The sequence below is a fragment of the Loktanella salsilacus genome (genome assembly GCF_900114485.1).
Taxonomy (GTDB): domain Bacteria; phylum Pseudomonadota; class Alphaproteobacteria; order Rhodobacterales; family Rhodobacteraceae; genus Loktanella; species Loktanella salsilacus.
The window spans coordinates 193101-212320 of record NZ_FOTF01000002.1 but is presented as its reverse complement, the minus strand read 5'-3'; the positions used below and the strand labels follow the sequence as shown (position 1 = coordinate 212320).

General features: G+C 58.6%; 20 protein-coding genes, 1 tRNA gene and 1 pseudogene. 20 read left to right on the top strand and 2 right to left on the bottom strand.

Annotated features, from left to right (window positions below; genetic code table 11):
- The first annotated feature begins 21 nt into the window (after window positions 1-21).
- The gene (locus BM131_RS02495; RefSeq protein ID WP_090185144.1) at window positions 22-393 is read left to right on the top strand and encodes a hypothetical protein; all 372 of its coding nucleotides are present in this window, start codon (window positions 22-24) and stop codon (window positions 391-393) included.
- Here the strand turns inward: BM131_RS02495 and BM131_RS02490 are convergent.
- A complete protein-coding gene (locus BM131_RS02490) occupies window positions 390-1232 on the bottom strand; it encodes a DUF2059 domain-containing protein (RefSeq protein ID WP_090185141.1) in 843 nt (280 codons plus the stop codon). The genes BM131_RS02495 and BM131_RS02490 overlap by 4 nt on opposite strands.
- Before the next feature lie 190 nt (window positions 1233-1422).
- Here BM131_RS02490 and BM131_RS02485 point away from each other — a divergent pair.
- The 11 genes and pseudogenes from BM131_RS02485 to BM131_RS02435 all read left to right on the top strand — a co-directional run bounded on the left by BM131_RS02485 (window position 1423) and on the right by BM131_RS02435 (window position 10107).
- Window positions 1423-1512, top strand: a tRNA-Ser gene (locus BM131_RS02485).
- A gap of 255 nt (window positions 1513-1767) precedes the next feature.
- Window positions 1768-2160, top strand: a complete 393-nt coding sequence (locus BM131_RS02480; RefSeq protein WP_090185138.1) for a thiol-disulfide oxidoreductase DCC family protein — start codon at window positions 1768-1770, stop codon at window positions 2158-2160.
- Between the two features lie 14 nt (window positions 2161-2174).
- The gene (locus BM131_RS02475) at window positions 2175-3506 is read left to right on the top strand and encodes an ABC1 kinase family protein (protein WP_090185135.1); all 1332 of its coding nucleotides are present in this window, start codon (window positions 2175-2177) and stop codon (window positions 3504-3506) included.
- Window positions 3507-3563: 57 nt separating this feature from the next.
- Window positions 3564-4781, top strand: a complete 1218-nt coding sequence (locus BM131_RS02470; RefSeq protein WP_090185132.1) for an FAD-binding domain-containing protein — start codon at window positions 3564-3566, stop codon at window positions 4779-4781.
- On the top strand, window positions 4778-5710 hold the full coding sequence (locus tag BM131_RS02465) for an NAD(P)/FAD-dependent oxidoreductase (protein ID WP_090185129.1): 933 nt from the start codon (window positions 4778-4780) through the stop codon (window positions 5708-5710). Before BM131_RS02470 ends, BM131_RS02465 begins: the two co-directional genes overlap by 4 nt.
- A gap of 2 nt (window positions 5711-5712) precedes the next feature.
- Entirely contained in the window at window positions 5713-6534 is an 822-nt protein-coding gene (locus BM131_RS02460; protein WP_090185126.1) for a methyltransferase family protein, read from the top strand.
- Window positions 6524-7237, top strand: a complete 714-nt coding sequence (ubiG, locus tag BM131_RS02455; RefSeq protein ID WP_090185124.1) for a bifunctional 2-polyprenyl-6-hydroxyphenol methylase/3-demethylubiquinol 3-O-methyltransferase UbiG — start codon at window positions 6524-6526, stop codon at window positions 7235-7237. Before BM131_RS02460 ends, ubiG begins: the two co-directional genes overlap by 11 nt.
- Window positions 7234-7707, top strand: coding sequence for a DUF427 domain-containing protein (locus BM131_RS02450; RefSeq protein ID WP_090185121.1), 474 nt, complete (start codon window positions 7234-7236; stop codon window positions 7705-7707). Before ubiG ends, BM131_RS02450 begins: the two co-directional genes overlap by 4 nt.
- Before the next feature lie 65 nt (window positions 7708-7772).
- A complete protein-coding gene (locus BM131_RS02445; RefSeq protein WP_090185118.1) occupies window positions 7773-8345 on the top strand; it encodes a CIA30 family protein in 573 nt (190 codons plus the stop codon).
- A gap of 97 nt (window positions 8346-8442) precedes the next feature.
- Window positions 8443-9026 (top strand): annotated as a pseudogene (locus tag BM131_RS02440) (IS5 family transposase); the annotation flags it as partial.
- A gap of 94 nt (window positions 9027-9120) precedes the next feature.
- Window positions 9121-10107 (top strand): IS5 family transposase, encoded by a 987-nt coding sequence (locus BM131_RS02435; RefSeq protein ID WP_425434299.1) that lies wholly within the window; start codon window positions 9121-9123, stop codon window positions 10105-10107.
- Window positions 10108-10277: 170 nt separating this feature from the next.
- Here the strand turns inward: BM131_RS02435 and BM131_RS19905 are convergent, their stop codons facing one another.
- On the bottom strand, window positions 10278-10943 hold the full coding sequence (locus BM131_RS19905; RefSeq protein ID WP_139222575.1) for a hypothetical protein: 666 nt from the start codon (window positions 10941-10943) through the stop codon (window positions 10278-10280).
- 926 nt (window positions 10944-11869) lie between these two features.
- Between BM131_RS19905 and BM131_RS20190 the strand changes: the two genes are divergently transcribed.
- From BM131_RS20190 to BM131_RS02395, 8 genes are all read left to right on the top strand, one after another.
- Window positions 11870-12058, top strand: coding sequence for a Flp family type IVb pilin (locus BM131_RS20190; RefSeq protein ID WP_175499132.1), 189 nt, complete (start codon window positions 11870-11872; stop codon window positions 12056-12058).
- 103 nt (window positions 12059-12161) lie between these two features.
- Window positions 12162-12995, top strand: a complete 834-nt coding sequence (cpaB, locus tag BM131_RS02425) for a Flp pilus assembly protein CpaB (RefSeq protein ID WP_175499131.1) — start codon at window positions 12162-12164, stop codon at window positions 12993-12995.
- Window positions 12992-14509, top strand: a complete 1518-nt coding sequence (locus BM131_RS02420) for a pilus assembly protein TadG-related protein (RefSeq protein ID WP_090185110.1) — start codon at window positions 12992-12994, stop codon at window positions 14507-14509. Before cpaB ends, BM131_RS02420 begins: the two co-directional genes overlap by 4 nt.
- A gap of 5 nt (window positions 14510-14514) precedes the next feature.
- Window positions 14515-15012, top strand: coding sequence for a TadE/TadG family type IV pilus assembly protein (locus BM131_RS02415; RefSeq protein ID WP_090185108.1), 498 nt, complete (start codon window positions 14515-14517; stop codon window positions 15010-15012).
- Window positions 15009-15641, top strand: a complete 633-nt coding sequence (locus tag BM131_RS02410) for a TadE/TadG family type IV pilus assembly protein (protein WP_090185105.1) — start codon at window positions 15009-15011, stop codon at window positions 15639-15641. Before BM131_RS02415 ends, BM131_RS02410 begins: the two co-directional genes overlap by 4 nt.
- A gap of 10 nt (window positions 15642-15651) precedes the next feature.
- Entirely contained in the window at window positions 15652-16848 is a 1197-nt protein-coding gene (locus tag BM131_RS02405) for a CpaE/TadZ family protein (RefSeq protein WP_090185103.1), read from the top strand.
- A gap of 11 nt (window positions 16849-16859) precedes the next feature.
- Window positions 16860-18245, top strand: a complete 1386-nt coding sequence (locus BM131_RS02400; protein ID WP_090185100.1) for a TadA family conjugal transfer-associated ATPase — start codon at window positions 16860-16862, stop codon at window positions 18243-18245.
- Complete coding sequence (locus BM131_RS02395) at window positions 18242-19219, top strand: type II secretion system F family protein (protein ID WP_090185097.1); 978 nt, start codon at window positions 18242-18244, stop codon at window positions 19217-19219. The genes BM131_RS02400 and BM131_RS02395 overlap by 4 nt, the downstream gene beginning before the upstream one ends.
- The last annotated feature ends 1 nt before the right edge of the window (window position 19220 follow it).

The window sequence follows — 19220 nt, the reverse complement described above, 5'->3', positions numbered from 1 at the left end:
ACCGAAGTCAGGCAAAGCACCATGTGGATAACAGCAATCATCCCTTTATTTCATCGCGGTATTCCGGCCCTTGGCTTGGCTGCGGGCCTTGGCCTGCTGGCGGCCTGCGATACCTCTGGCGGGGTGCAGAACCCGTTTACCGGCGTCACGTCAGCGCTGAATGCATCCGACACCCAGCGCGGCGCGGTCGAATTGGCGGTCAAATCCGAATTTCCGGCGATTCTGGCGCAGGTCGATGCCGGCGGCGGTCCGGCGCTGAATGCGGCCTTTGATGCCGCCGGCGTCCCGATAGAGGACCGCCCTGCCCGCACCATCCAGCTGCAACGCGACGCGGGCCTTTATGCCAGCAACCCCGGCGCGCTTGCCTCTACCTTGCTGGTGTGGGGCGGTTAAATATCCTGCCCCGCCATATATTGCGCTGACGCGCGGCCAAGTTCGGTGCTGATCGCGACGAACATTTGATCAAAAGCCGCGAACATCGCGGTGTTCAGCGCCTGACCCGGCTTGGATTTCGAAAAGTCGATATAGGCCTGCAATTCATCGTCAGACAGCGGTTGATAGGCCATCATCAGAAAGCCATAGACCCATTCGGTCGTATTCTGGCGGATCTGCGGCTCTTGATCGTTCACATCGGTCAGGATCTGCTGTTCCGTCAGATCGCCCTTAAAGGCACCGCCGTCCTGCAGGCCCATGTAAAAGCCAAAGTTCGCGTTCATCGCGCCGACGACATTGGTGTCGATCAGATCGTTTGCGGTGATGAAATCGGTCACCATCTGGACGCGCGGCGTTCCGGCCTCTAGCGCGTCGCCAGCGGCCTGTTTGGCGGCGGCGTCGATATCATCGTCCAGCAGCGCGCGCCGCGCCGAGGTTTCCAGCTTGATCACCTCTTGCCCCAGATCAGAGGTAAAGAATTCTAGCATCGGCCCGATATCCTGGCCCGCAAGCGCCTGGGTCAACGCCGCTGCCGCGCCGCCGCGCATTTGGTCGACGTCATAGATATCGCTGACGGTCTGGGTCCATTTGGCGTTCGCGCTGGTGGACAGCAGATCGGTCGCGATCTCTTCGCCGTAGGCTATCCCTTCTTCGCGCATGATCTCGATCATCTCTGGCAGGCCAAGCGCGTCGAACAGCGCAGCGCTTTGTTCTGCATCCGCCGCTTGGGCCTGCGCTAATGTAGCAGATGCGATCAGCGCGAGCGGCGCAAGAAAGGTGGTGCGGATGGCGTGCAACATGGAACGTCCTTTGGTGAGCGGGCTTTGAGTGCCGTGCAGAGAGCGGCGGAATTAAGGAATAGATACGGGCTGCACCCCATTATTCCAAGCATGCACAGGCACCGCCCACGACAAAGTCACCAAGGCCGCGATCAGGGGGTTGCGGTTTGCCCGCGCCCGTTCTAAATCACCGCCACCAAGACCCCCGCGCGGAGAGGTGACGGAGTGGTCGAACGTGGCGGTCTCGAAAACCGTTGAGCCTGCAAGGGTTCCCAGGGTTCGAATCCCTGTCTCTCCGCCATACCACCTTTATGATCGTCTTATTCGGGTCGCCTTGGGCGGCCCTTTTGGCTTGTTTGCTGATGTTTGTGCGGTTTGAAGGTCGTTCTGGATTTCTTTCGATTGTGCTAACTTTCGTTCCTTGCGTCGTATGAATTGTGGCGCTGTCCGGTAAAATTACAAGTAAACCGGTAGAAAACCTCGCGCTAGGCGAAGGGTGGCTCGGTAAATGTGTCGCCGGTTGGACTTTACGCCGGCCAAACCTACGTAGCTGGACATGGAAAATAGCCCCCAAACATCTGTCCTTTATAATGCCAAATGCCCGGTCTGTAGTTTCGAGATTAATCATTATGCCCAATATGCAGGCGCACACAGCCTGCCGATCCGGTTTGATGATCTGAACACAGATGCGCGGGACAAGTGGGGGGTGGATGCCGATACGGCGGCCCGGCGTCTTTACGTGCTGCACGACGGAACGCTGACATCGGGCATACCGGCGTTTTTGGTCCTGTGGTCGCAGATGCCACGATATCAGCGGCTGGCGCGCGTCGTTAGCGTGCCCGGCATCAAGCAGACCGCGTGCGTCGTCTATGACTTCATTCTGGCCCCGGTCATTTACCGTTGGCACCTGCGGCGTTTGCGCAAGCAGACCGCCCGCACGACCAATTAAGGCTGGAGGACCCCTTGCCGAACGATAAAAACAGCGGCACCTCAGTGCCGACAGGACGCGCGGCGCGGCTGTTTCGCTTTAGCGGCATAGCGTCGGGCATTGCGGGCAACGTAGCGGCGGGCGGCCTGCGGGCGCTGGCTGGTGGCAAGCGGCCCGATTTGGCACAACTGCTGCTGACGCCTGCGAACACCTTGCGGCTAACAGACGGGCTGTCCCATTTGCGCGGCGCGGCGCTGAAACTAGGGCAGATGCTGTCAATGGATACGGGGCTGGTGCTGCCGGATGAGCTGACAGCAATCCTTGCGCGGATGCGTGACGATGCCCGCCACATGCCGCCAAAACAGCTGCAAACCGTGCTGAATACGCAATGGGGGACGGGCTGGTACAGCCGCTTTGCCCGTTTTGACGTGCGCCCCTTTGCGGCAGCCTCGATCGGGCAGGTGCACCAAGCCGTCACACATGATGGCCAACGCCTTGCGATCAAAGTGCAATATCCCGGCGTGCGGGCCAGCATCGACAGTGATGTGGATAATGTTGCCACGCTCTTGCGCCTGCCGGGGCTTGTGCCGCGCGGCATGGATATTGCGCCCCTTTTGGCCGAAGCCAAGCGCCAGCTACACGCCGAGGCCGACTATCTGGCCGAAGCGCGGCATCTGGCCCACTTTGGCGCGTTGCTGAACGATTCTGATGTTTTCGTGCTGCCCGCCCTGCACCCAGAGCTCTGCACACCGCAGGTGCTCGCGATGACGTATGTGGCCAGCGCCCCGCTGGACAGTCTGATCGATGCGCCACAGGTGGAGCGGGATCGGGTTGCGACGGCCCTGATCGACCTTGTGCTCCGCGAATTGTTTGTGTTCGGCGCGATGCAGACCGACCCGAACCTTGCCAATTACCGCTATGATCCCAAAACTGGCCGCATCGTGCTGTTGGATTTTGGTGCGGTGCAGCCCGTTGCCCCTGAACTGGCAGCTGATTTTCGCGCGCTTGCGCGGGCGGCGCTGGATGGCGGTGCACAGGAAACGCGCAACGCCATGGCACGCATCGGCTATTTCGGTCCCGCCACCGCGCCCCACCATCAGGAATTGATCCAATCCATGTTCACAACCGCAACGGGCCCCCTGCGGCAGGACACCCCGTTCGATTTTGGCAACAGTCGTCTTTTGGAAAACCTGCGCGATATGGGTCTTGCCATCGGCAATGACCGCGAGCTTGCCCATGTGCCCCCGGCTGCCACGCTGTTTTTACACCGCAAGATCGGCGGCATGTATCTGATGGCCTCCAAACTGCAGGCGAAGATCGCCTTGCGCCCGATGATCGAGGCGTATTGCCGCAAGACGGTCGCCTGACGTTGAAATTTTGGCGGCTCGCATCACCTTTCCCAGCGTAAAAAGGTGAAAAACGTGATGACAGATTGGACCGCGACCCGCACCGAGGGTGAGAAGAGAATGGCGGCCTTTACGGGGCGCATGGGGCGGCGCTATGCCAATGGGCGCAACACCGATCACGGCCCCGGCGCGCACAAAGCAGTGTCGGTGCTGTCGCCTTATGTGCGGCGCAGGCTGGTGACCGAACAGGACCTGGTTGCCACGGCGCTTGCGGCCCATGGGCCAGAGGATGCAGAAAAGTTTATCCAAGAAGTAATCTGGCGCGGCTATTTCAAAGGCTGGCTAGAACGCCGACCGCAGGTCTGGGCTAGCTACGTCACCGGACTGGAGGCTGATCTGGCCGACCTTGACCGCGACCGCCGCTTGCGCCGCGATGTGGGCCGCGCGATGGATGGTCAGACCGGGATAGAATGGTTCGACACATGGGCAACCGAACTGGTGGACACAGGATACCTGCATAACCACACGCGTATGTGGTTTGCGTCAATCTGGATATTCACACTGGGTTTGCCGTGGCGGTTGGGCGCGGATTTCTTTTACCGGCACCTGCTGGATGGTGATGCTGCGTCCAATACGCTGGGCTGGCGTTGGGTGGCAGGCTTGCATACGCGCGGCAAACCCTATCCGGCTGACGCGCGCAACATCGCTACGTTTACCGCCGGGCGCTTTGCACCGCGCCCCAGCGATCTGGCCGACGTAACCCAAGGGTTAGAGGCGACGGAGCCAGACGGCCTGCCATCGGTATTGCCTCTGCGCGCGATCAGCCCGCCAGACCCGGGCCGTGCCACCGCGCTGTTGATCACGGACGAAGATTGCCGGGTCGAGGATTTTGGCCTTGCGGGGTATGACATCCGCACCGTCGCCACGATATCGACCAGCCATCTGCGCTCTCCTTTGCCGGTGGCAGATTTGGTGGCGCGTTTTGAGGCCGATGCTTTGGCCGATGCCGCCTTGCGGGTAAGTGCCAGCCCAGTCCTTCTGCACGCGGCTGACCCTGCGGTTTTAGCCAAATGGGCCGCGGACGCCGGTGCGACGCAAATCGCCACGCCCTACATCACCTGCGGCCCGCTAAAAGACTGGCTGGATGACGCCGCCCCGTCCCTTGCCGCACAAGGCATTCGCTTTTGCGAATGGCGGCGTGACTGGGACAGCGCGATATGGCCGCACGCTACTGCCGGGTTCTTTAAGGTAAGACAGCAGATCCCGCGGATCCTAGAACAGGTGCTGGTCGCATGATTCCTATTGTCATCATCGGTGCCGGCATGGCGGGGCTGGCTTGTGCGCGCCGGTTGGCCGATGCGGGGCTTGCGCCCGTTGTGCTTGATAAGGGGCGAGGCATTGGCGGGCGGGTCGCCACGCGGCGTGCTGGCAGTCTGCAGTTTGACCATGGTGCGCAATACATGAACGCGCATGGCTCTGATTTCGCTGCGGTGCTGCGCAACTTGGGTGAAACGGGTGCGCTGGCCGGGTGGCAGGATGGCACAGGTCACACACATAGTGTGGGCGTACCGGGCATGTCGGCCATTCCCAAGGCGCTTGGGGCCGGGCTGGACATCCGAAAAAATTCGAAAGTCGTGCGCATCGCGCAGGACCCCGAGGGATGGGTGCTGCATCTGGACGATGCCATCTTGCGCGCCGCGCGCGTGGTTGTCACCGTGCCCGCACCACAAGTTGCAGGACTTGTGGGCGCGGATCACCCTCTTGTCGCGGCACTGGCCCCCGTAAGGCTCGCGGCTTGCCTAACTCTGATGGCTGCCGTTGAGGGGCCCGCGCCCTTTATAACCCGGCAAGATGCTGATGATCCCCTCGCGTGGATAGCGCAGGATAGCGCCAAGCCGGGCCGCCCGCCGGGACTGACCGCGCTGTGGGTGGCGCAGGCAAGCGAAGCGTTCAGCCAAGCCCATCTTGAAGATACCCCCGCCGCCATCGCGGCCCGGATGCTGCCGCTGCTATGCGACCGGCTGGGCGTGGCACCCAACAAAGTGCCCCATGCCGCAGCCCATCGCTGGCGCTATGCCCGCGTCACGCAAGCGCTTGGCCTGCCATTCCTAAACAGCCCCGATGCAACGCTGTATCTGGGTGGCGACTGGTGCATTGGCCCACGCGTCGAGGCCGCATGGACCAGCGGTACTGCCATCGCCGATGCGATACTGGCACGGGGATGACGATGTTGACCGACCCCCGCATCGCCCGGTTGATCACGCTCATCAGTGCAGCCCTCCGCCCTGCCCCGGGTGCCGGCCGCATTGCGCTGGCGCTGTCGCTTGGCGCGCTGTGCCACACGGTCTTTGCCGCAGGCGTTCTGGCGATGATTGTCGCAATGTTCTTTGGCCTCAGCGAAAGCCTTGGCGCAGTGCCATGGCCATGGGCTGTACTCGCGAATGCAGCGCTCCTCGTGCAGTTTCCATTGGTCCACTCCATCTTGCTTACCGGATCTGGCGGGCGCTTGCTGGCGCGCCTCATCCCGGGCCCGTATGGTGCCACGCTCGTCACAACCACCTATGCCATCATCGCCTCCGCCCAGCTTTTGGCGCTGTTTGCGTTGTGGACGCCATCAGGTATCGTGTGGTGGCGGGCCGACGGGGCAGCGTTCTGGGTCATGACCGCGGCATATACCGGAAGCTGGTTGATCTTATTGAAAGCGAGCTTTGACGCCGGAGCTGAGGTGCAATCGGGTGCGCTGGGCTGGATGTCACTTTTGGCGCGCATCCGGCCGGTGTTTCCCGACATGCCAACCAGCGGTTTGTTCCGCCTGATCCGCCAGCCAATCTATGTCGCCTTTGCCCTAACACTGTGGACAGTGCCAGTCTGGACGCCGGATCAGTTGGTCATGGCCATCTGCTTTACCGCCTATTGCCTGCTGGCTCCACGGTTCAAGGAACGCCGCTTTGCCGCCCGCTACGGCGCGCGGTTTGACCGCTATCGCGCCGAAGTTCCCTATGCGTTGCCCCGCCTCACCCCGACCAAGGACCGACCCAATGCGCAATGATCTGACAATTTATGACAAGGTGGCAGATCGCTGGTGGTCTGATGGCATCCGCTGGGTGCGGACCCTGAAAAATCTTGTTCCAGGGCGGCTTAAATGGTTCGATCGACACATCGACTGGCAAGGCAAAGATGTGCTTGACCTGGGCTGCGCCGGGGGCTTCATGGCCGAGGCGCTGGCAGAGCGCGGCGCGCATGTCACTGGAATCGATCCCGCCTCTGACGCCATCGACGCAGCCCACGACCATGCCCGCGCGGGCAAACTGCGCATTGCCTATGACGTGGGTGTAGGAGAGGCCCTGCCCTATGATGATGCCAGTTTCGACGCCGTGGTTTGTGTCGATGTGTTGGAACATGTGGCTGACTTGCACCGCGTGCTTTCAGAAATCGCCCGCACCATGCGCCCCGGCGGGCTGTTGCTTTTCGACACCATAAACCGCAATCCGATGGCCCGCCTTGCCAGCATCACCATCGCTGAAGACATGCTGCGCCTGCTGCCACGCGGCACCCATGACCCGGCTATGTTTATCAAACCAAAAGAACTGCGTGCCGCGTTTCAAGGCGTAGGACTTGTGCCGGGGCCGATCACAGGCCTTGGGCCGCGCGGCTTTAATCGGCGGTTAGACCTTACCTTTGGTCCCCTACCTTCGACAGCAGTCCTTTATATGGGCGTCGCGTGCAAACCAGCCCATGAGGCCCTGACATGACCGATATCCCGCGCGAGAACGTTCAGTCCTACCCACGGCCGCCCGCACTGGAACCCGTACCGCATCGGATCACGATCCGCTTTGGCGGTTTACTTGTGGCCGATACCACCCGCGCCTTGCGCGTGTTAGAAACCCACCACGCGCCAAGCTATTATGTGCCACCCGACGACATCCGAGCCGCGCTGCGCACGGCTGAGGGCAGCAGCTTTTGCGAATGGAAAGGCGTGGCGCGTTACTTGGATGTGATTGCCGGGGGCAAGACGTCCATGCGTGCGGCTTGGACATATGACCGCCCGACCGCCCGCTTTGCCGCCCTTGCAGGTCATCTGTCGTTTTATGCCGGGCTCATGGACGAAGTATGGGTTGGCGATCTGCGAGTCATTCCTCAGCAGGGCGATTTTTACGGCGGCTGGATCACGCCCAATCTGGATGGCCAAATTAAGGGCGCGCCGGGAACGCGGCATTGGTAGACTTGGGAACACGCGGTACATTGTCGGCGGCATTACACCGAAAAGATGAGAGGACGAAAACCTTTATGCGCGGCCTGATAGCAATCGGTATTGCGGCGATCATACTGGGCGGCGCGGTGCCGCCTTTGATGGCGGACGAGTCCGTGACCGCGCAAACAGTTATCGATGATTTCACCATGCAGCCAGAAACGCGCTGGCGGTTCTTCACCGATCAGGTGATGGGAGGCGTGTCCACTGGCGGTATCGCTTTCGCGCAGGACGACGGCACGCCCTATGCGCGCATGACAGGCCGGGTCAGCACAGCCAACCGTGGCGGGTTCATCCAGATGCAGTTAGATCTGGCCAGTCCACCACCCGAAGGGACAACAGGCGTCCGGCTTGTCGTACGCGGCAACGCTCAGCGCTATTTCGTTCATCTGCGCACAAGCGGCACTGTGTTGCCTTGGCAATATTATCAGGCAGGCTTCGATGTCACGCAAAACTGGAGCGAGGTACGCCTGCCACTGGGCAGCTTTACAGCCTCGGGCGCGCTTATGCGCAGATTGCCCCAACCGACCAGCCTGAGATCAATTGCCGTCGTGGCCTTTGGACGTGATCACGACGCACAGATCGATGTGCGCGCGGTCAGTTTATATTGATGCAGGGATAAATTGGGCAAATTCCATAGCACGCATCATCGAAGTTGGGCTGAACATACGGCCCTGTTGCACAAATCAGGTGTGGTAGCTGGCCCGTATGAGCAAACCAACATCGTCTACCGATAAGACGACGCACTGGACTGCCTATAATGAGGCGCTAGGGCGCAGCGAGTCACTGACGATCTGGTTGGATCCTGAGGTGAAGTGGCATGCCGAACCTTGCGGCAAGAGAGGCAGATCGCGGACGTTCAGTCTCGACGCGATTTAGACTTGCATGACGACGAAAGTGCTATTCGGAATGGCGCTTCGCCAGACGACTGGCTTTGTGGAAAGCCTGCTGCGGCTCACGGAGCTGGACTGGGTTGTGCCAGATTTCAGCACCATCTGCCGCCGCCAAAGGACGCTTGCCGTCAACATTCCATATCGTGGCGCGAAGGACCCGTTGCACCTGCTTATCCCTCTCGTGGTTTGCAAGCAAACCACTGCCGGGCAGTGGACAGCGCCGGCATCAAGGTCGAAGGAAAAGGCGAGTGGAATGCGCGCAAGCATGGTGGCCCCAGACGGCGCGTCTGGCGCAAAATCCACATCGGCATTGATGAGAATACGTTGGAAATCAGAGCAGTTGAGATCACGAGCAGTAACACAGGTGATGCACCGATGCTTGAGCTACTCAGCCTTGTTGCATGGCTCCCCGCTCAGCTAATATCGAGTACGGTCTTTACCATGCAGGATGCTATAGGTGCCGCACTAATTTAATGCTGATCGCCGTGACAATATCCTCAAGCAGAAGCATAGGGTGACGAATTGGGCTGAGTACAACGAAAGCTTGCGGCGGCGAGGGAATTTGACGGTTTGGATTAGCGAAGAGCCGCTCGCTTTGTGGTCTGGGCCGCGCAGGACGAAGCCGGGTGGACAGCCTGTCTATTCAGATCTGCCGATTGAGACCTGCATGACCCTGGGCATGGTGTTCCGGCAGCCGCTGCCCCAGACCCAAGGCTTGATGTGTTCGATTTCCAAGCTGCTGGGGGTCGAAATCGCGGTGTCCAGTTTCCCCATCTTGTCGCGCCGGGGCAACGGCCCAGCGGGAATTCAGTTGGCCGTGGATAGCACCGGGTTGAAGATCCACGATGCGAGCGAATGGCGAGAGGAAAAGCATAAGACCGAGCGCAAATGGCGGTCCTGGCGCAAGCTGCACCTCGGTCTCGATCTTGTCAGCAGCGAAATCGCCTGCTCCGATTTGACCATCGATGGCGTCGGAGATTCCACCGCGCTGCCAGGTCTGTTGGATCAAATTGATGCCCCCGCCGACCTGTTTCTAGCGGATGGTGCCTACGACCGTGATCCAACGTGCGATCTTCTGCTCGAGCGCTTTGGCGAAGGAATTGAGATTGTGATCCCACCACGCAAAAACGCGATGCTGAGCCCGGACGCCGCCCAGAATCCGACGATTTGCGATCGCCAAATTTTCAAAATTAAGGGGTACGGACGCATAGCTTGGCAGAATACATCGGGCTATAAACAGCGCAGCCGAAGTGAAACTTTGATGGGTCGTTGGAAGGTCGTCATCGGGACGAAGCTAAAAGCGCGCAGCTTTGAGAACCAGAGAACGGAGGCCAGGATTGTTGTCCGCCTGCTGAACCGGATGACCGAATTTGGTCGCCCCAGTCTCGAACGAACCGCCGGAATTCCGTCTCGGGTACGGCGAGTTCCTAATTGGAGGCGATCCGTGCAACACGACCTTTGCAACTCAAATTCGACATAAGGACCTAACGCTGAAAACTTTTCCGAGCCGAAATATCTGGTTCTTTGCCGACGGACTGATGCAACAGGTGAACCAGTTCAACGTGTCCGGCGACGCCGGTCTTGAAGTAGATTGAGCGTAAATGGCTGCGAAATGTCGATTTGCTGATCTGCAGGACATCGGTCACCTTGTCAGGCAGACCGCCTTCTTGAACCAGCATGCAGATCCGAAACTCTGACCGCGTCAATCCGGCTGGATTTCTTGTGCTCAAAATATTTTCGAACGCCTTTTCGCATGCTCGCGCCGTCGGAAACGGATTTTTTTGCAAGATGCGCCGCGGCGACCCCTGCTGTACGATCGGACCAGCTTTTTGAAAGGACAGGACCTAGTACCTGCAAGAGCTGGCGGTCGTGGTCGACAAGCCGAAAGTTGAAATGGAATTCCAGAAAATCAGTACAATCGTCTTCGTTAGAGAGTGAAACGATACCCACATCGCGTAGTCCTAAAGGTTCCAAGTAATCCTTAGTATCGCTATCTGACAGCAGTGCAGTCATGAAGAAAACATTGCCACAATGCGTCTTGTGCAACATATCGCCCAACATGGCAGAGGCAAAACTACGAGCGGGGCGGCTGAATAGCTTACCGTCACTTTCCGTCTGCCTGGCGATCATCCGGGTCCGATCAAAATGGCTCATTCGGCGCACTACTTGAACAGTTTCTGCGCTAACGAGTTTCCGAAAATCTGTTAGAACACTATTTAAATCTTTTCCGGAGCTTGCCGCATGGGCCCATTTTGAGGCAATACTCACTGACCCTCTGGTCTGCTCAATACTAAAATTATTCTCTCCCATAGCCATCGCTAAAACACCCCAAATTTGTGAAAGCAAAACGTCTAATTTAAATCGGTAATCGTCTTAAAAATATAATCTTTGATTATAGCAGACTGGCATGAATATTAACAAAACACTAACAGAATTTGCAAGGCGTTGATGAGAGTTCTCCGATTGATCGAACATGCAGCGGTATCCGGTGCAGTCACGATGATGAAGCAAGCTGCGAAAGAGCCCGGCTGCCTTCTGTTGCTTCCTGCGTTCTATATGGTCGATCTGCGCGGATGAGCGATGGCTCTAATTTACTGACTTAAGTAATTGCATTAAAATGGTTTTTATGGGGTCCGCACTTCATAAATTTAGTTAATACACAAGAATAATGAGCGTAGCGTGCCCGCTCTTATTTTACAGCTTATCCCCGTATTTTTAGCCGCTGCACCCTCCCCCAGAAATTTTATTGCAAGTCGAAGGCCAACAGTTGTTGCGCATCGACGATAAGAGGTCGGGCCACAGTTCTCGGTGCCGAACCGATCGCGATCCGACCTGCAGGACCGAACCGTCGCTCGTACCACTTCGAATCAAAAACGCGTGGCCGAATGCCATTTACATGTGATTTTCGAACCAATTGATGCGTCAAATCAGGGTAATGCGGGTGAGAATGATGGGATTGTATAAAAAATCGATCAAATGGATGAGGTCGGTGCTCATAAACTCGACGAGTTTCGTCGCTCATTGTGATTCGAATAGCGCTCTGACTTCACGATAGTGGCCGAAATATGTCTAAATTGGGGAATACACGCGGATCCTTCAACCTTAGGGTGTAAAATTCATCGTGCCGGATGATGTGAACCCATATTTCGGTTCGTAAGGTTAAGTCGATCCTCGGCAGTTGCCGGAAAGATCATAATAGGCGCAATTTTCGCCATTAAATAAAATGGATAAAGGGGACTGATATGTTCAATTTTTTGAAGAACTTCGCAAAAGACGAATCCGGCGCGGCCATGGTCGAATACGCAATTGCCTTGCTGGTTGCAGCCGCAATCGGTGTGACTACTTTTTCGACGATGGGAACGCAGGCTGCTGCAAATGCGACTAAGGCTTGCACAGCTCTTAACGGCAGCACGGGTACAGGCACCTGCTAAAGTTCACGATCCGTCGAAAAACCGCCGGAAGCCTCCTTCAGGGGCTTCCGGGACACTTTCTCTTAAAGTCATGCCTTCGTTAGAGGCCATACTGGAGCATGTCATGCAATTCAGAAGTCTCGCTACCGTTCTACTCGGCACCGCCCTTGCCGGAGCAGGTTCCTTCGCGGCCATGAGCCTGGCTGTCGGACCCGGAACCGCGACCGCAATGCAAGATCCTACAACGGTTGATATCGTCGTTGCGCGCGGAGAGATCGCCTATGGTCAGGCTTTGGAACCGGCTCTGCTGATGATAAAGCCGTGGCCGAAATCGGCTGTACCCGACGGCACCTATACCAGCTTTGAAACATTTTCTTCCAACGACCCCATGCGGGCTCTCAGCCGGATCTTTCCGGGCGAGCCGATCATGGCCGCCAAACTATCATCGCCCGGCGAACGTGTGACGATTGTTCAGCGCCTCACATCTGGCTATCGCGCCATGGCCATCAGCGTCGATGCGGCCACGGCCGTCGGCGGCTTCGTTGCACCCGGCGACCGTGTAGACATCGTCCTAACGCAGGGAAACGGCGGCGAGCTGCGCGCGGTCACGGTCCTGCAAAACGTGCGCGTGGTCGGCATCGACCAGACGTCAGAGGAACAACAGGGCGCGCCCATGGTCGTTCGCACAATCACCGTCGAAGTGCTTCCGGATGACGGTCAGCGCCTCGCACTTGCGCAGAAAGCGGGCCAGTTAAGCTTGAGCTTGCGCGATCTAGAAGCCCCGGACCACGCGCCGTTGCAGCAGGTCCAGTTGTCGGACCTTTTCGATGTAGCAGAGCCTACGCCCGTCGTCGTGGAAAAGGTCGCCGACGTTGTGGCCGAGCCCGAGGTGGTTCCGGTACGCAACAGCGTCATCGTGCGTCGCGGCGTGACGACCGAGCAGGTCTTTCTGAAATGAAACGACGTGGGCCCTTTGCCAACCGACGCCTGGCGCGCTTTTGCCATGAAGAGGCAGGCAGCATCCTCGTTCTTTGGATCGCCTCGCTCGTCGCGATATTAGGCATGACAGCTCTGGTCTTCGACATCGGGCGGGTCCAGATCGCCCACGGCGACCTTCAGCGGTTCGCCGACGATGTGGCTTTGGCCGCCGCCGCAGAGCTGGACGGTCGGTCCGACAGCATCACGCGTGCGACCAATGCCGCCTCTAAATTGATTTCCAATCCACAAGCCTACGGCGGCGACGGCACCCTGTCTGGCGCCACAGATTATACGCTGACCTTCCTCGATGGCCTACCGGCAGCCGATACGACCGATCCGTCGGGCTATACAACCACCGATCCGATAGACGCCACACTCGTGCAGGTCGTGACGACGCCCGTTACCCTAGATCCGATGTTCCTACGGGCGACCCGCACGCTTGCAGGGGTCACAGGACCCGCACAGGCGACGGTCTTTGCTGAATCCATCGCCGGGTTTTCGATGGAGGCATGCGATATCACGCCACTGATGTTCTGCAAGCCTACCGGGTGGAGTGCGACACAGGCCTCGTCGATCGGCGATGGGATCCTACTGCGATCCGGTGGACAGGGAGCCGCATGGGGACCCGGCGATTTCGGCTTCCTCGACGTGTCGTCCAGCGCGATCGGTTCGTCCTGCTTCGGGTTGAATGGTGCTAAACTTATTGGCTGCCTCATCGGGGCAGAGGACAATGTCACCGGATGCTACGCGCAGCGCGGTGTGACTATTGAGCCGGGACAGAAGGTCGGACTGGAGAACGCGGTCTTCAACACACGGTTTGATCAATTCCGCGGCGTGATGAGCCAGTTCAAATCAAATGCCAATTACACAGTGGCTCCCAACATCATCTCTGGTCTGGTGCCACAGGGGAATGCTTGCGGCTGGAATAATGTCAGCGCTTCGACTAATTCGATCGGCCTGCCGCATGACAATTGTTTTGCAACCGGAGGCTGCACGCGCTTCGGCACCGGCAGCTGGGACTACGCGAACTACGTCGACTCGAACTACGGCAATCGCAACGGCATTCTGGAGGCGGGCGAAGATTCCCATCTGGTGTCTCATATCCCTGCGGCGTTCGCCGGAACTCGGTATGGCGTCTATCTTGCTGAGATCGCCTACGCCCAGACGGCGGGCCTTCCGTCTGGTGCAATTCTTAGTGACCGGGACGAGACGGGGATCGCGCAATGCTCTTCAAACGTGTCGACCAATCCTGCACGCCGGGTCGTCATTGCAGCGGCGATCGACTGTACGAAACACCCGATCAATGGTGCTGCGACCAATGTGCCTGTGGATGAATTCGTCGAGCTTTTCATGACCGAACCCGTCGGAACGGGCGTCGGATCACCGCCATCCTTCGATCTGTGGGTCGAGGTTATTGGTTCCGCCGGTGTCGCAGGTCTGGGCGCCGCGGGAACCGGCGGCGTGTTCCGCGATGTTATCCAGTTGTACAGGTGACACAGATGGCACGTATCCACAGCACTTGGTTCAGACGGTTCCGAAGCTCCGAAGACGGCGTGGCCGTGGTTGAATTCGTCCTCAGCGTCCCTCTGATGATCCTGATCTTCGCCATCGTCATGGAATTCGGGCGGCTTTTTTTGGGTTATCAATCGACAGTCAGCGGCGTGCGGAATGCCAGCCGCTACCTTGCGCGGGTGGCACCGATTGACATCTGCGATACCGGTGGCAGCCTAAGCACCTACGATACGATATTGAAGGCCATGATCGAAAAAGACCGTCAGGCCAACAACGTCCTGCCGACCAAGTTTACGGTTACTAAAGTCGATGCGACCTACGTCTGTGCGGTGGGCCCCTACCGGATTTCGCCCGCACCCGTGGCGACGGTCGCGGCGCAGATCACTGTGGAGTTTCCGTTCGGCTCTTTGTTTTCGCTTTTCGGTACCCCGCTCGGCACGCTTTCGACGACAGTGTCCGACACCAGCCGGATATTCGGACAATGACTGGCACCGGCATCAAACGTAACTTGTCGCGGTTCGCCCGCGAAGAATCTGGGGCCGCCATGGTCGAATTCGCCATGGTGGTTGGCATCTTCTTCATCATGGTGTTCCAAATTATCGACTTCGGAATTTTCACCTCCAACAACCTGATGGCCGAGAAGTCGACGCAGATTGCCGCGCGCATAGCGACGGTTCGTCCGGCAGCCTGCGCGGGCGTACCAGACCGGTACGCGCGCGGTACGGCCTCGCCTGCTCCGCGATTCGGCACCTCTTGCGGGGCGGTTCCGAATGCCTGCGCCATACCCGTCACGGCCACTTGCGATGGCAGTGTCAGCAACGCGACGGCTAGTGAGATCTGGGAGCGGATTGGACCGACACTGCCTGGCGGCACGAAGATATCCGATCTCAAGTTCATTTACGCCGCCGACACGAACCTAGGATACCTCGGCGGGCCTTACGTGCCGCGGGTGACGGTCGAACTGAATCTGCCCGCATTTCAGTTGTCGTTTCCGATCGGAGCCCTTGCCAATCTTGCGGGCGGCGGCACGGGCGGGTTCACGGGCCATCCGCAGTACCGCGTCTTCAGCATAACGTCGCCGGGTGAAGATCTGGCAACCGGAATAAATGGATAGGATGTAGAAAATGATTCATCAGTTCTCAGCACCGGGTCGAATCCTGATCGTTGGAGCGTCCGACATTTTAACGACCTGCCAGTTCACATCCCTCTCACCGCTGCTTAATGCGGTGGCTGCTTCGGCACCGACGTTGCACGATCTGGTTGAAACCGCTGAAGCCATCACTGCGAAACACGATGTCGTCCTGTTCGAGGCCGATGTCTCCGACGACGATCTTGCCGCCTTGGCGCATTTCGTCACGGTGGCCCAAGGGCAGACGAAATTCATCGCTCTCGTTGATGACAGGCTGCCGCTGACGAAGGTACGGGTCCTTGGCGCGTCCGGTGCGGACGATATTCTGCCTCTCGATATCAAGGCAGAGGCGCTGATTCAGGCCTTGGCAGACTTGGCCGGGCAACCTGGCGTGCTCGATTTGCACGGCAGCCGGACGGGCGCGGCTGCGCGTGTCTTCTCCATTGCGCAATCCCGCGGTGGTGCGGGGGCAACGACAATCGCGGTGAACCTCGCCTCCTCGCTGGCTGTCGCTGCCAAAAGAGGCGAGTCAGGGCCGCGTGTCCTGCTTCTCGACCTCGACCTGCAATTCGGAAATGCCGGCACCTATCTAGATGTGGAAGACAACGGCGGTCTCTATGATCTTCTGGGGCAGGATGCGCTTCCCAGCGAAAAGGCCATTCTGGGTGCAGTCCAGACGAGCGGATACGGCGTCGACGTCCTGACCGCACCGACTGTCTTTGTGCCTCTGAATGCGATGACGCCGGAAATCGTTGCCCATATGATCGGCGTCTTCCGGTATGCATACGAATATCTGATCATTGACCTACCTCGGGCGACGTTGGATTGGCTGGCACCGGTCATCATGGCGACCGATCAGTTGATCATGGTTTCTGACAGCTCTGTTCCCTGCATCCGCCAGGCGAAACGCCTGATCGACCTCTACCGCGAAAATCGCCTCACCCTGCCGGTCGCGCTGGTCATAAACCGAGAAAAAAAGACGTTCTTTGGCTCTGAAACGATACGGGCAGCCGAGGCGATGCTGGGCCTGAAGGTTGCGTCGTGGGTGCCCGACGATCCCAGCGGCGAGCGGCGCGCGGTCGATCTGGGGTGCCCTACCGCTGCCGTGCGGTCCAAGGGCCGCAAGACCTATCGCGGGCTGGCCAAAAAACTTTCCGCAACTGCTATTTCTTCATCCAATGACTTCGTCTGAGAGGGCCACAGATGTTCACTGATTATCTCAATCGCCGCAAGACTGCCCCGACGAACGTAGTGCAACTCATGCCCGCGACCGCGGTGCAGGAAGCCGCGCCGCACCACGAAATCGACCTGGAACTGCAGAACTGGTTGGAACTAAAAAGCTCTTTACATGAGGCGATGCTGAACCGGCTCAACTTGTCCGTCATCGACAAGATGGACCCGGTGGAATTCAAACGGCAGATCGCTGGACTGGTGTCGCAACTGTTGCTGGATCAGGAGCGCACGCTTGGCCCGGATCGCGTGAAACAGCTGATCGAAGAACTGATTTTCGAGGTGACCGGTCTAGGACCGCTGGAACCCTTGCTGGCCGATCCCACGATTAATGACATCCTCGTTAACAACCACCAGAAGGTCTACGTAGAGCGGTTCGGCAAGCTAGAAAAAACGCAGGTCCGGTTCCGTGACGAGCGTCATCTACTACGGATCATCGACAAGATCGTTTCCTCGATGGGGCGCCGAGTCGATGAGTCCCAGCCCTGGGTAGATGCGCGCCTGCCGGACGGCAGCCGGGTGAACGCGATTATACGGCCGTGTGCCGTCGACGGTCCGTCCCTGTCGATCCGTAAATTTTCTGCCAAGCCCTATTCACTGGATCGGCTGGTCGAGGCGAAGGCGTTGACGCATCCGGCCGCCGCCATCTTGCGCGGACTAGTCGAAGCGCGTCTGAACGTGCTGATCTCTGGCGGCACCGGCTCTGGCAAGACGACCATGCTCAACGCGATGTCGGCCTTCATCGACAAAGATCAGAGGATCGTGACGATCGAGGACGCGGCCGAGCTTCAGCTTCAGCAGGACCACGTCGTCCGGCTTGAAACTCGCCCATCCAGCATCGAAGGGACTGGCGCAATTACCCAGCGCGAGCTGGTGCGCAATGCACTTCGGATGCGGCCGGACAGGATCATCGTGGGCGAGGTGCGCGGTGCCGAATGCTTTGACATGCTGCAGGCAATGAACACCGGCCACGACGGCTCTATGACGACTGTCCACGCCAACACCGTGCGCGATGCTCTGAGCCGGCTGGAGCAGATGGTGACGATGATGGGGGCCGATATTCCCATGGCCACCATCCGAAGCCAGATTGCCTCTTCGATCGACATCATTGTCCAGCTATCCCGCCACAGCGATGGCAAACGTCGCGTCATGAGCATTGCCGAAGTCAACGGGATGGAAGGCGATGTTATCACGATGCAAGAGATCTTCACTTTTCGCCAACTCGGCAAGGGTGAGGGCGGTGAAGTGCTTGGCGAATTGGTCTACACCGGAATCCGGCCTCAATTTATGGAAAAGCTGACCGCGACAGGCGTCAAATTGCCCCCTGATGTATTTAACTTCGATGGGGTAACCGGATGAACTTCGGATTTTTGCGCTCAATGCTTCCACTGGAAGTCGTTATCTATCTGATGATCTTCTTCGGGGCCTTGCTGGCCTTCGAAGGTTTCCGGCAGGTCGTCGGAAACCATGCTGGCGAAATCAGACAAAAGAACCGGCGCATGCGTATGATCGCGCAGGGCGTGGACGAGGCGCGGATCGCCGAGGTCCTGTTCCGAAATCACTCCACACACAGTGCGCGCACGAAGGGACCGGTCGAGTCCTTCCACCGCACTGTTGCCCATGCAAACCTGCCGATTGGCATGCGTGCCCTCCTTGCCTCGCTCATTAGCTTCGCCGTCATCATTTTCGTCGCGGCATCCCAGTTCGTACCGGTCCCGGCCGCTGCCGTGACGGCCCTGCTGCTGGGGTTCGGTCTGCCCTACGCCATTCTAGACCGTATGGCCGAAGCGCGACTGAAGAAACTGTCGGAGCAATTGCCTGATGCCCTCGACATGATGGCGCGAGGCCTCCGGGTCGGTCACCCGCTTAACGTGACCTTGCGGCGAGTCGCCCGCGATATGCCGGACCCGATTGGCAGCGAATTCGGCATCATCGAAGACCGCATTCGTCACGGTGTCGATCTGGTTACCGCATTCGGCGAATTCGCCGACCGTATCGACCGAGAGGACGTCCACTATCTGAGTGTCTGCGTCGGCATCCAGCACGGCACTGGAGGAAATCTCGGACGCGTACTTCTGGTGTTGTCTCGAGTCATCCGTGACCGCCTGATCATGTATAAGAAGATCCACGCGCTTTCCTCCGAAGGTCGGCTGAGCGGCATGATCCTGACGATGATGCCCTTCATGATGGTGGGAACCATCTATAAGTCCTCGCCCGGATTCTTTCTAGACGTGCAGGACCATCCCATCTTCGTTCCTATCGCCATTCTAATTTGCATTTTGATCGTCCTGCAGGGCATCATCCTTAAGCGACTGACAAAGTTCGACTTTTGAG